Source organism: Duganella violaceipulchra, from assembly GCF_019166075.1.
Taxonomy (GTDB): Bacteria; Pseudomonadota; Gammaproteobacteria; order Burkholderiales; family Burkholderiaceae_D; genus Rugamonas; species Rugamonas violaceipulchra.
Genome location: NZ_JAHTGR010000044.1, coordinates 1 through 11,899, shown reverse-complemented (window position 1 = coordinate 11,899; position 11,899 = coordinate 1). Strand labels below are relative to the sequence as shown.

Annotated in this window: 10 protein-coding genes; 5 read left to right on the top strand and 5 right to left on the bottom strand. The window is 64.6% G+C overall.

Annotation, left to right across the window (positions count from 1 at the left end):
• Positions 1–78 precede the first annotated feature (78 nt).
• The 3 genes from KVP70_RS32645 to KVP70_RS32635 all read right to left on the bottom strand — a co-directional run bounded on the left by KVP70_RS32645 (position 79) and on the right by KVP70_RS32635 (position 2,587).
• A complete protein-coding gene (locus tag KVP70_RS32645; protein WP_229225251.1) occupies positions 79–1,035 on the bottom strand; it encodes a porin family protein in 957 nt (318 codons plus the stop codon).
• Positions 1,036–1,120: 85 nt separating this feature from the next.
• Positions 1,121–1,492: a DUF8785 domain-containing protein gene (locus tag KVP70_RS32640; RefSeq protein ID WP_217946585.1), complete on the bottom strand. Its 372-nt coding sequence runs from the start codon at positions 1,490–1,492 to the stop codon at positions 1,121–1,123.
• A gap of 36 nt (positions 1,493–1,528) precedes the next feature.
• Entirely contained in the window at positions 1,529–2,587 is a 1,059-nt protein-coding gene (locus tag KVP70_RS32635; protein ID WP_217946584.1) for a DUF475 domain-containing protein, read from the bottom strand.
• 108 nt (positions 2,588–2,695) lie between these two features.
• Here KVP70_RS32635 and KVP70_RS32630 point away from each other — a divergent pair, with 108 nt between their 5' ends.
• From KVP70_RS32630 to KVP70_RS32615, 4 genes are all read left to right on the top strand, one after another.
• Positions 2,696–3,118 (top strand): divergent PAP2 family protein, encoded by a 423-nt coding sequence (locus KVP70_RS32630; RefSeq protein ID WP_217946582.1) that lies wholly within the window; start codon positions 2,696–2,698, stop codon positions 3,116–3,118.
• A 240-nt stretch (positions 3,119–3,358) separates the two neighbouring features.
• A complete protein-coding gene (locus KVP70_RS32625; protein WP_217946581.1) occupies positions 3,359–4,582 on the top strand; it encodes an efflux RND transporter periplasmic adaptor subunit in 1,224 nt (407 codons plus the stop codon).
• Positions 4,583–4,585: 3 nt separating this feature from the next.
• Positions 4,586–7,810 carry an efflux RND transporter permease subunit gene (locus tag KVP70_RS32620; protein ID WP_217946580.1) on the top strand — a complete coding sequence of 1,075 codons (3,225 nt, stop codon included), beginning with the start codon at positions 4,586–4,588 and terminating at the stop codon, positions 7,808–7,810.
• 227 nt (positions 7,811–8,037) lie between these two features.
• Entirely contained in the window at positions 8,038–9,450 is a 1,413-nt protein-coding gene (locus KVP70_RS32615) for an OmpP1/FadL family transporter (RefSeq protein ID WP_217946579.1), read from the top strand.
• A gap of 46 nt (positions 9,451–9,496) precedes the next feature.
• Here KVP70_RS32615 and KVP70_RS32610 read toward each other — a convergent pair whose 3' ends face one another.
• Both KVP70_RS32610 and KVP70_RS32605 read right to left on the bottom strand, forming a co-directional pair.
• Positions 9,497–9,706: a hypothetical protein gene (locus KVP70_RS32610; RefSeq protein ID WP_217946578.1), complete on the bottom strand. Its 210-nt coding sequence runs from the start codon at positions 9,704–9,706 to the stop codon at positions 9,497–9,499.
• Between the two features lie 83 nt (positions 9,707–9,789).
• A complete protein-coding gene (locus tag KVP70_RS32605; protein ID WP_217946577.1) occupies positions 9,790–11,190 on the bottom strand; it encodes an L-cystine transporter in 1,401 nt (466 codons plus the stop codon).
• A gap of 237 nt (positions 11,191–11,427) precedes the next feature.
• On the opposite strand from KVP70_RS32605, the gene KVP70_RS32600 reads away from it, so the two are divergent.
• The gene (locus tag KVP70_RS32600) at positions 11,428–11,835 is read left to right on the top strand and encodes a hypothetical protein (RefSeq protein ID WP_229225250.1); all 408 of its coding nucleotides are present in this window, start codon (positions 11,428–11,430) and stop codon (positions 11,833–11,835) included.
• Positions 11,836–11,899 lie beyond the last annotated feature (64 nt).

The window sequence follows — 11,899 nt, the reverse complement described above, 5'->3', positions numbered from 1 at the left end:
CTGACATTCGGACACGAGCTCGACCGTAGCAGGTCGCTACGGTCGAGCTCGTGTCCGAATGTCAGACTTGACCCCGGGTTAGTAGCTGTAGCCCAGGCCGACCAGCAGCAGGTCGGCGTCGCGGTGGTAGTCGGTGACGACGCGGTTCAGCGACAGCGTGCCGACTACCCGTTTGCTGAAGTGGTAGCGGCTTGCCATCGACACCAGCCCCGCTTTGTGTGAGCGCGTGCCTGGCACGTCGTGCACTTCCAACGCCAGATACGGTCCCACACCCATCCCCAACTCCACTTCGCGGTTCAATGAGCGGATCAGCCACAGTTGCGTCGCCACGCCGGTGCGGTGCGTGCCGGCCGAGGTGCCTTCGCTGAGCCCGGTCACGGTCCAGTCCACATAGCGTCCGATGGCGCGGCGGTACTCGATGCTGGTGGCCTTGGAACGCTCCGACTCCAAACTGTTGACGATGCTTTGCCCGGCCAGCACCGTCACCGTGTCGTCGGTCGAGGTGCCGCCGTCCAGGTGCAGCTTGTCGCCGCGCACGCTGTCGAAGCGGTAGCCGACACCCACCAGCAGCGACGTGGTCGGATCCTTGGCGCCGGTCGGGATGACGCGGTTCAGCTGCACCTGCGTGTACCAGCGGTTGGGGTGGTGCCAGGTGGCCTGCACGCTGTAGATGGGCGCCCAGCCGTGGTCGTTGACGTAGGCCTCGCCGCTGCCGCCCGCCGGACGGGAGGTGTCGAAGTAGAAGTACTGGCCCACCCCCACGCCCCACGACATGCCCTGCTCGCTGATGGGCGAACGCAGCCACAGCTGGCCGGACACGCCGTCGCGGTGGTGGTTGGTCGGATGGCCTTCGTTCAGGTAGCCCAGGCTCAGCGCCAGGTAGTCGCCAACCGGCTGGGCGTAGTTGACGCCGACCGCGAACGAGTTCTGGTGGCTGCCGCTGACGCGCAGGGCGCCGCCTTGCATCGACAGGTCCTGGCTGTGGGCGGCGCCCGCCAGCAGGGCGGCGAGCAGGAGGGGGAGAAGTTTGCACATAGGTGGTTTCGGTTTCTGTCAGGAATACTGCAGAGGTTACCGGAAACCCGGGAAGTGCCGCGCCATGTTGCTGGAGCGGCAATAATCACGGCTGGATTTGAACCTTGGTGATGTAGTACTCGGTCTCGCCGAAGCACTGGCTGGGCACGCCCTTGTGCTGGGCGTAGCTCAGCACCACGCGCTTGCCGGTGGCCGCCATCAGCTGCTGGGCGACGGCGTCGTCGCGCACGCTGAATTCGAATTTCTCGGGGATGGCGCCCGGCATCGAGGTCAGCAGGATTTCGCCTTCCCAGGTCTTGCAGACCCAGCCCCGGCTGGAGAATTTCTGCAGGTAGCCGGCCCGTTCGCCGTCCGAGTAGGACATGTGCAGCATGATCCAGGTGTAGGCCATGAAGATCAGCAGGGCGGCGACCAGCAGGCCGACGAGGTAGAGCGTTACGCGTTTGGAAGTGGTCATGGATCGCTAGTGTTGGGTGCAATGTTTTTAATCTTATCACGCGGCCAGCCGGCGTTTGTGGCGTATCGACGACCACAGCGCCACCGCGATGAAGGCCACCCCGGACAAACCGGTGAACCATTCCGGGATGTGGTATTTGACGCTGGCCAGCATGATCAGCGCCAGGATGCCGATGGCGTAGTGGGCGCCGTGTTCCAGGTAGACGTACTCGTCCAACGTGCCCTTGTGCACCAGGAACACCGTCAGCGAGCGCACGAACATCGCGCCGATGGCCAGCCCCAGCATGATGATGACGACGTCGCTGGTGATGGCGAAGGCGCCGATCACGCCGTCAAAGCTGAACGAGGCGTCCAGCACTTCCAGGTAGAGGAAGCCGCCGAAGCTGCCGCGCGCCACCGTCGCCACCACCGCGCCGACGCCGGCTTCGGTGAGGTCGTCGTCGTCCTCCGGCGGGTCTTCCTCCAGCAGCGTGCTGATCCAGCCGACCGCCAGATACACCGCCACGCCGACCACGCCAGCCGTCAGCACCGTGTACTTTTCCTCCGCCGGCACCAGGCCGACGCAGGCGAACACAGCGCCCAGCGTCATCAGCACGGCCAAGGTCTCAGTGCCGTGCTGGCCCATTTTCTTCTCCATCCAGCCCAGCCAGTGCAGCTCTTTTTCCTCGTCGAACAGGAAGTTCAGGAACACCAGCAGCAGGAAGGCGCCGCCGAAGGCCGCCACCTGGGCGTGGGCGCCGGTCAGGTGGCGGGCGTATTCGGCCGGGTTGGCGGTGGCCATGCGCCAAACGTCCATCAGGCCCAGGCCGGTGGCCAGCGCGACGATCAGCAGCGGGAACAGCAGCCGCATGCCGAACACCGCCACCACGATGCCGACCGTCAGGAACAGCTTTTGCCAGAACGCGTCCCAGTGCCGCAGCACCGAGGCGTTGACCACCGCGTTGTCGAAGGACAGCGACACTTCCATCACGCCCAGCACGGCGGCCACCCACACCGCCTGCAGCAGGCCGGTGGCGCCGCCGTGGGCATAGCCCCACCAGCCGGCCAGCGCCATCAGGACGAAGGTGACGGCAAAAGAGAATCTGAAGTGTTGCATCGTTATATTTATTGAAAGGGAATAATGGCCTGAATTTTATATTACTTGCTTCCGTCGCTGTGGGGCCATCTGCGATAATTGCGGCACAAAAATGCAAAGGAACCACCGATGGACATCGCATACCTCGTCACTCCGCTGATTACCTGGATCACGGTCGGGCCGATCAAGTTTCTGATTAATAGCGCCAAGGCGCGCAAATGGGCGTTCAAGCTGGTCGGCAACGGCGGTTTTCCCAGCAATCACAGCGCCGTGGTGTCCAGCATGGCGACCCTGATCGCGCTGCGCGAGGGCATCGGCCATCCGGCGTTCGGCGTGGCGGTCACGCTGTGCTTCATCGTCATCATCGACGCCAACAGCCTGCGCCAGCACGTCGGCAAGCAGGCGGCGGCGATCAACCGGCTGGCCAAGGAGGACGGCGGCCACACCTGGCTGCGCGAGCGCATGGGCCACACGCTGGTGGAAATCGGCGGCGGCCTGTGCACCGGCATCGCCATCGCCCACGCCATCCACGTCATCTTCGGCCGTGGCTAAGCCGGCGGTTTGCCGGTGCGCCAGGACGGCGCGCCGGTTCTCCTGTTCTTTTGGCCGCTCCCGGCTATCCTGAGATTTCACCGTTTATCCCAGCATTTGGCAATTCAGCCACGATTTTTGCCGTCCAGTCGCACGTTGATTGACCGATACCGGACAGTCGGAGATACTCTGCGCCCTGTAGTCTGGCTAAAATTTTAATAAGTAGTCGAGCACCCACGTGCCACTTTCTCGGAGAACTGTATGTTGCGCAAAACCCTTCTAGCTCTCGCCGTCGCTTCAGTCCTGGTTGCCTGCGGCAAGTCCTCCAAGGAGCCTGAAAAGGCAGGCGCCAGCGCCTCGGCCACCGCGTCCAAGGACGGCAAGGACGGCAAGGGGGGCAAGGACGCCACCCCGGCCGTGCTGTCGCTGGCCCCGGAAGACATGCTGACCATCGAAACCAACACGCTGGCGTCGGGGCCGGTGATCACCGGTTCGGTCCAGCCTGAGCGCAAGGCCGACCTGCGCGCCGAAGTGAGCGCCGTGGTGTTGCAAGTAATGAAAGAAAACGGCGAAACCGTCAAGAAGGGCGACATCCTGGTGCGTCTGGACGAGACCTCGATCCGCGACGCCCTGAACTCGGCCGACGAAGCCACCCGCGCCGCCCAGCAAACGCTGGAGCAGGCCACCCGCATGTTCGAGCGCCAGAAAACGCTGCGTTCGTCCGGCATGGTGTCGACCCAGGCACTGGAGGATGCCGAGATCCGCCGCAACAACGCCCAGAGCGAGTTGGCCGGCGCCAAGTCGCGCTCGGTGGCCGCCCACCAGCAACTGACCCGCACCCTGGTGCGCGCGCCGTTCGACGGCATCGTCAGCGAGCGCAAGGTGTCCAACGGCGACACCGCCGCCATCGGCAAGGAATTGATCAAGGTGATCGATCCGTCCAGCATGCGCTTCGAGGGCCTGGTGTCGGCCGACAAGATCGGCGAGGTCAAGGTCGGCCAGCAGGTCAGCTTCCGCATCAACGGCTACCAGAGCCGCGACTTCAGCGGCCGCGTCAAGCGGGTCGATCCGTCGGCCAACGCGGTCACGCGCCAGGTCGAGGTGCTGGTCGAATTCGCCGGCAAGGATATGCCGGGCGTGGCCGGCCTGTACGCCGAAGGCCGGGTCGAATCGAACGTCGCCAACGCCTTGATGATCCCCGATTCGGCGCTGGTGACCAGCGGCGACCATACCTACACCTGGCGCGTCAACGGCAAGGCGCTGGGCAAGGTGGCGCTGAACATGGGCGTGCGCGATCCGCGCACCGGCCAGTGGGAAGTGCGCAGCGGCCTGGCCGCCGGCGACCGCGTGCTGCGCGTGCCGAACTCCGGCTACAAGGATGGCCAGGGCGTCGAGCTGACCGCGCCGAAGGTGGCGGCGGCCGGCAACGGCGCGGCCCAGGCGTCGGCCGCGCCGGCTTCGAGCACCGCAGCGAAAGGGAACTGATCCATGTTCTTATCCGATTTCAGTATCAAACGGCCGATCGCGACCATCGTCCTGATCGTCGCCATGATGTGCCTGGGCTTGCTGGCACTGAAGAAGCTGCGCGTCAACCAGAACCCGGACGTCGAGGTGCCGTTCATCATCGTCAGCGTGCCGTATCCGGGCGCCTCGCCCGACACGGTCGAGCGCGAAGTCGTCAACCGCCTGGAGAAGCCGCTGCAGGCGATCTCCGGCGTGACCAAGCTCGAGAGCTCGGCCAACGAGGGGTCGGCGCAGATCTTCATCGAGTTCAGCTTCAAGAAGAACTTGATCGAGGCGTCCGACGAGATCCGCAACGCGATCGCCTCGGTGCGCTACAAGCTGCCGCTGGAGATGCGCGAACCCATCCTGCAGCGCATCGATCCGGCCTCGGACCCGGTGATGCAGATTTCGCTGTCGTCGACCAGCCAGAGCCACGCCGAAATTTCGCGCCTGGCCGAGGACATGCTGTCGGACCGCTTCCGCGCGGTGGACGGCGTGTCGCAGGTGCAGGTCAACGGTTCGCTCAAGCGCGAACTGTCGGTGCTGCTGCACGCGGAAAAGCTGCGGGAATATAACGTCTCGGTCAGCGAGGTGGTCAACGCGCTGCACAACCAGAACACCAACGCGCCGGTGGGCAAGGTGCGCGGCGTGCTCGACGAGAAGAGCATCCGCCTGGTGGGGCGCATCATCACCCCGCGCGAGTTCGAGAGCGTGGTGGTCAAGCGCCGCGGCGACGAGGTGGTGCGCCTGGCGCAACTGGCCACCATCGAGGACGGCTTCGCCGAAGTCAACGGCCTGAGCATCCGCAGCGGCAAGCCCAACGTCGGCATCGCCATCTCCCGTTCGCGCGACGCCAGCACGGTGTCGGTGGCGGCCAAGCTGCGCGAGGAAATCAAGGCGGTCAACGCCACGCTGCCGGCCGGCACCAAGCTGGAAATCACCCGCGACGGCGGCGACGATTCGCAGCGCAGCCTCAACAACGTGATCGAATCGCTGGTGCTGGGCGCGGTGCTGACCATCTTCGTGGTGTACGCCTTCCTGAACTCGTGGCGCTCGACGCTGATCACGGCGCTCAGCCTGCCCACCTCGGTGGTGGCGGCCTTCATCGCGGTGTGGCTGTGCGGCTTCACGCTGAACTTCATGACCCTGCTGGGTCTGTCGCTGGCGATCGGCGTGCTGATCGACGACGCCATCGTGGTGCGGGAAAACATCGTGCGCCACATGCAGATGGGCTCGGACCGCCGCACGGCGGCGCTGAACGGCACGGCCGAGATCGGCATGGCCGTGGCCGCGACCACCTTCTCGATCATCGCCGTGTTCATTCCGGTGGCCTTCATGCCGGGCATTTCCGGCGAATGGTTCCGTCCGTTCGCGCTGACCGTGACCTGCTCGGTGCTGGTCAGCCTGGGCATTTCGTTCACGCTCGATCCGATGCTGTCGGCCTACTGGGGCGACCCGGTCGACCACCACACGGCGCCGAAAAAAGGCCTGGGCAAGCTGCTGCAGAAGTTCAACGACTGGTTCGACCACCAGTCCGACCGCTACGGCCGCGTGATCGCCTGGGCGCTGCACCATCGTCGCTGGATGGCGGCGATCGCCTTCGGCACCTTCGTCGGCGCCATCGTGCTGCATGTCAAGTGGGGCGGTTCGAGCTTCCTGCCGGCGGCCGACCGCAGCACCATCGCCATCGACGTGCGCATGCCGCCGTCGGGCAGTGTGGAGATCGCGCGCCGTAAGATGGAGGCCATCGCGACCATTGCCCGCGCCGTTCCTGAAACCAAGGACACCAACTCCAACATCGGCGCCGGCGGCGGCCGTATCTACATCGATATCGGCAAGCGCCAGTTCCGCAAGCGCACCGCCTTCCAGATCGGCGCCGAGTTGCGCGAAAAGATGGCCCATATCGCCGGCGCCGAGATTTCGGTGATCGACGACCTGAATAATTCGGGTAAGCCGGTGCAGATCGAATTCACCGGTCCGGATTCGCGCCGCCTGATGGAAATCACCAACGCCTACATGGACAAGCTGCGCCAGGTTCCGGGCGCGGTCGATGTCGGCCTGTCGCAGCAGGACCCGAAGAACGAGTTGCAGATCGAACTCAATCGCGGCCTGGCCAACTCGATGGGCATCTCCGTCAACGACGCGGCGCAATCGCTGCGGGTGGCGTTTGCCGGCGTCGAAGTGGGCGACTGGGTCGACCCGACCGGTGAATCGCGCGACGTCGCGGTGCGCCTGGCGCCGGAAGACCGCGTCAGTGCGGAAAACATCGAGCGCCTGCCGATCTCGGTGACCGGCACCAACCAGATGGTGCCGCTGGACCAGATCGCCACGATCACGATGGGCAAGGGCCCGTCCACCATCGAGCACAAGAACGGCAAGCGCACCGTGACCGTGTCGGCCAACGTGCAGGGCCGTTCGCCGGGCGAGGTGAACGCCGACGCCATGAAGCTGGCCAACGCCATCGACTACCCGCCAGGCTACGGCCTGGACCAGGGCGGCGACGGCAAGCATCAGAGCGAGCTGTTCACGGAAATGGGGATCGCGCTGGTCATGGGTATCGGCTTGATGTACCTGATCCTGGTGATGCAGTTCGGTTCGTTCACGGCGCCGGTGGCGGTGATGCTGTCGCTGCCGCTGTCGCTGATCGGCGTGGTGCTGGCGCTGCTGGTCACTGGCAGCACCTTGAACCTGATGAGCTTTATCGGCGTCATCATGCTGATGGGCCTGGTCGCCAAGAACGCCATCCTGCTGCTGGACGCGGCGCGCAAGCGCGAGGAAGAGGGCTACGGCCGCGAGGATGCGCTGATGCATGCGGGCCGCATGCGCCTGCGTCCCATCCTGATGACCACCTTCGCGCTGATCGCCGGCATGTTCCCGGTCGCGCTGGGTCTGGGCGAGGGCGGCGAGTTCTACCGTCCGCTGGCGATCGCCATCATCGGCGGCACCATCACCTCGACCATCCTGACCTTGCTGGTGGTGCCGACCTTCTACGACAGCATCGAGATCGCCAAGGACCGCGCCATCGCCAAGTTCCACCGCCGCGCCGTGCGCTGGACGGCTGGTCCGGCCCTGGTCATGACCCTGATCGAGGGCGTGCTGACGCTGATCTTCGTGCGCTTGGTGTTCCGCATGGTGATGTGGGTGGTCTTCAAGGTAACCGGCAAGGGCGGCCGCAGCCTGCCCCCTGCCGGCGCGCTGGACCCGCACTAAGTCCTTGTTTTATCGATACTAAAAAAAGGACCTCCGGGTCCTTTTTTTACTTCTGGTATGCAGAGCATCTGCTCGGTTTCAAGGTTTTAATTAGTGCGCGCACTCTAACGACTTGCCTTTTGTTTCGTTTTATAAATGTAGTATGCTGCTGGCCTCCTGCACCGGTTTTGGCGCAAGAATCCAGAAAAACCTGGCGCAGTGCCGCCACTTATAAAAGCGAGACCACCATGCAACACAAATACCTCCCCCTGATCATTGCCGCCGCGCTCAGCGCCATGTCCGCCGGCGCCAACGCGTCCGGCTACCGTTTCGGCTCGCAGAGCGTGTCGGCCCAGGGTACGGCTGACTCCAACGCCGCCGAAGCCAACGATGCGACCACCATCTTCTACAACCCGGCCGGCATGTCCCGCCTGGATGGCATGCAGATCAGCGCCGGCGCCACCATGGTGGTTCCGCACTCGACCTTTACCGACAGCGGCTCGACCCGTTTCACGCACACCCCGACCGGCGGCACCGCCGCCAGCGACTACGTGCCTAGCCAGGTCACCGCGCCATCGTTCTACCTGAGCAAAAAGCTGAACGACAAGTGGACGGTCGGCATGGGCATGTTCGTGCCATACGGTACCAAGATCACCTACGGCAACACCTGGACCGGCCGCTACGCGCTGTCCGACGTCAAGCTGGAATCGGTCACCCTGAACCCGTCGGCGTCGTTCAAGCTGAACGAACAGCACGCCTTCGGCTTCGGCATCGATGCGGAATTCATGAAAGCCAACCTGGGTCAGGCAGTCGATGTGCCGGGTTCGGTCATGGCGCTGGCGGGCACGCCGAATGCGGCTGCGCTGGCCAAGCAGATCGCTCAGCTGGGCGGCAACCCTGCGCTGCTGGGTACGGCCAAGGACGCCCACGGCGCCAACGACGGCAAGGACTGGGGCTGGGGCTTCAACCTGGGCTATCTGTACACCCTGGACCAGAACACCCGCTTCGGCCTGACCTACCGCTCGTCGATCTCGCACCAGCTGCGCGGCAGCACCGTGTGGGACTTCTCGAAAGTGACCACCGATCCTATCGTCAACGGCGTGCTGCAAGCGGCGTCGCACAAGGCCAACTCGGCCGCGCTGGTCGCGCTGCGTACGCCTGAGACGCTGTCGGCCAACGTGTTCCACCAGTTCGACGCCAAATGGGCCGGCATGGCGGACGTGACCTTCGTGCGCCACAACCGTCTGGGCGACCTGGACATCCAGTTCCCAGGCACGGCCGAAGGCGCCGAAGTGATCCGCCAGCAGTGGAAAAACACCGTGCGCGTTTCGTTGGGCGGCAACTACGTCTACAACGACAACCTGACCCTGCGCGCCGGCCTGGCCTACGATGAGTCGCCGGTCAAGAACGCCGAGCTGACCCACCCAGCGCTGCCGGACAGCGACCGCATGCAGTACTCCTTCGGCGCCAACTGGAAGCTGAACGCCCGCTCGTCGATCGACCTGGCCTACAGCTTCCTGGACTTCAAGGATGCGCAGATCAACTACACCAACGCCTGCAACCCGCTGGCGACCGCCTGCACGGGTAACGGCGAAACCACCCGCGGCACGTTCAAGACCCATCTGTCGCTGATCGGCCTCGCCTACAACTACAAGTTCTAAGCCAGGACGTTGTAGCGAAAAGGACCTTCGGGTCCTTTTTTTACGCCTATTGGCTGGTGGTGGGCGGTGGTGCGCTGCTTTGCTGCGCCGGCGGCGGCGTGGTGGCTGGTGGCGTCGTGGCGGGTGCGGCCGGTTCGGGCGTATTCACGCTGGGCGTGGGCGGCTGGTCCGCCGGCCGCTTGTTGCAGCCGCCCAGCAAGGCGACCGACATGGCCGCGCCCAGTAAAAGTCGGGAGGTAAGGGGGAGGGAAGTCATTTTTTTGCTCCTTTCAACACAGGGAACAAATTAGACCGCACCGCCTGCCGGCGGTTCCCTCGATGTGCGAGCAGCTCGGCAGTTCAGGCGGCCTTGCGGTCGCTGTCGACGGGCAGCTCGGCGTCGCCGTTGAAGACGGCCAGGTCGGTCTCGCCCAGCACCCGGCTGGTGACGGTGCCGGCGGCGATCGAGCCGCTGACGTTGAGCGCGGTGCGGCCCATGTCGATCAGCGGTTCGATCGAGATCAGCAGGCCGGCCAGCGCCACCGGCAGGTTCATCGACGACAGCACGATCAGCGCGGCGAAAGTGGCGCCGCCGCCGACCCCGGCCACGCCCACCGAACCGATGGTGATGATGGCCAGCAGCGGCGCGATGAAGGCCAGCGTGAACGGATCGATGCCGACGGTGGGCGCGATCATCACCGCCAGCATGGCCGGGTAGATGCCGGCGCAGCCGTTCTGGCCGATGGTGGCGCCGAACGAGGCGGCGAAGTTGGCGATGCCTTCCGAGGTGCCCAGGCGCAGCGTCTGCGTCTGCACGCTCATCGGGATGGCGCCGGCGCTGCTGCGCGAGGTGAAGGCGAAGGTCAGCACCGGCAGGATTTTCCTGACGTAGCGCGCCGGGTTGAGGCCGGCGCCGGCGACGAGCGCCAGGTGCACGCAGAACATCAGGATCAGCGCGCTGTACGAGGCCAGCACGAAGTCGATCAGGTGCAGGATGTCGGTGTAGCTGGAGGTCGACACCACCTGCGCCATCAGCGCGAACACGCCGTAGGGCGTCAGGCGCAGCACCAGCGTGACGATGCGCATGACGATGGCGTGCGCGACCTGGATGAAGCGTTCGAACGCGGCGAACACGTCCGGTTTCTTGTCGTGGATGCCGGTGGCGGCGATGCCGATGAACACCGAGAAGATCACCACCGCGATGGTCGAGGTCTTGCGGCCGCCGGTCATGTCGAGGAAGGGATTGGCCGGGATGAAGCTCAGCAGCATGCTCGGCAGAGAGATCGCCTGCGCCGTCTCGACCTTGCCTTGCAGGTAGACGCCGCGCGCGACGTCGGCGGCGGAGGCGGTCAGGCCGACCGCGCTCAGCTGGAACAGCTTGGCCATCAGGATGCCGAGGCCGGCCGCGATGAGCGTGGTCAGCATCAGCAGGACTATGGTCAGCGCGCTGATCTTGCCCAGCGAGTTGATGCCCTTAAGCTTGATGATGGCGGAAATAATGGACACCATAATCAGCGGCATGACGATCATTTGCAGCAGCTTGACGTAGCCGGAGCCGACGATGTCGAGGTAGTCGCCGGTGGTCTTCAGTTCGGCAGCGCTGGCGCCGTACAGCGCCTGCAGCGCCGCGCCCAGCAGCACGCCCAGCCCCATGCCGGTGAACACGCGCACCGAAAAGGACGCATGCCGGCGCTGCTGCGCATACAGCGCGCCGAGCAAGGCCAGCGCCGCCAGCAGGTTGAGAATTACGTTGATCGTCATGGATGGCCCTTTGCTGCCCGATGGAAGCGGTTATTTTATATGCGAATGCCGATCAGTACGCCAGCGCCATCCGCTAAAAGACGAATATTTGGCGATATCCTTATGCAGTTTTCATTCCAGGTCCGGGGCCGGCCAACCTGAAGCGGCCGTTTCGCTTATATAATCGCAACACACACAATTCATGGAAGTGCTGCGATGAAATCCTTGTTGGCCCTGATGTTAGTCTCGAGTGCGGCCATGGCCGATGATGGCGCCATGCTGCGGTGCCGCCAGCTGGCTGACGGACCTGCCCGCTTGACATGCTACGACGCCATTCCGCTGGGCGCGCCGGTGGCCCCGGCGGCGGCGGTCACGGCGCCGCAGGCCAAGGTGGAGCAGGAGCGCAGCTTTGGCGCGGAAACCCAGTCGACGACCATCATCAAGCTCGATTCGATCGAAAGCAGCATCGTCGGCAACTTCGACGGCTGGGTGCCCAAGCAGCGCATCCGCCTGGCCAACGGCCAGGTGTGGATGATCAACGACGACACCCAGGAAGACCTGAGCCTGGTCAATCCCAAGGTCAAGGTCGAGCGCGGCCTGATGGGCGCGATCTACATGGACATCGACGGCGCCCGCACCGCCCCGCGCGTCAAGCGCATCAAATAAACCACGGGGGTCAAGTCTGACATTCGGACACGGCCTCTGCCGTAGCGGCCGCTACGGCAGAGGC

What these genes read in the sequence shown, in the direction of transcription:
- KVP70_RS32640 (WP_217946585.1), bottom strand. Translation starts at nt 1,492, where the DNA reads ATGACCACTTCCAAACGCGTAACGCTCTACCTCGTCGGCCTGCTGGTC.
- KVP70_RS32645 (WP_229225251.1), bottom strand. Translation starts at nt 1,035, where the DNA reads ATGTGCAAACTTCTCCCCCTCCTGCTCGCCGCCCTGCTGGCGGGCGCC.
- KVP70_RS32610 (WP_217946578.1), bottom strand. Translation starts at nt 9,706, where the DNA reads ATGACTTCCCTCCCCCTTACCTCCCGACTTTTACTGGGCGCGGCCATG.
- KVP70_RS32615 (WP_217946579.1), top strand. Translation starts at nt 8,038, where the DNA reads ATGCAACACAAATACCTCCCCCTGATCATTGCCGCCGCGCTCAGCGCC.
- KVP70_RS32625 (WP_217946581.1), top strand. Translation starts at nt 3,359, where the DNA reads ATGTTGCGCAAAACCCTTCTAGCTCTCGCCGTCGCTTCAGTCCTGGTT.
- KVP70_RS32600 (WP_229225250.1), top strand. Translation starts at nt 11,428, where the DNA reads ATGGCCGATGATGGCGCCATGCTGCGGTGCCGCCAGCTGGCTGACGGA.
- KVP70_RS32635 (WP_217946584.1), bottom strand. Translation starts at nt 2,587, where the DNA reads ATGCAACACTTCAGATTCTCTTTTGCCGTCACCTTCGTCCTGATGGCG.
- KVP70_RS32605 (WP_217946577.1), bottom strand. Translation starts at nt 11,190, where the DNA reads ATGACGATCAACGTAATTCTCAACCTGCTGGCGGCGCTGGCCTTGCTC.
- KVP70_RS32620 (WP_217946580.1), top strand. Translation starts at nt 4,586, where the DNA reads ATGTTCTTATCCGATTTCAGTATCAAACGGCCGATCGCGACCATCGTC.
- KVP70_RS32630 (WP_217946582.1), top strand. Translation starts at nt 2,696, where the DNA reads ATGGACATCGCATACCTCGTCACTCCGCTGATTACCTGGATCACGGTC.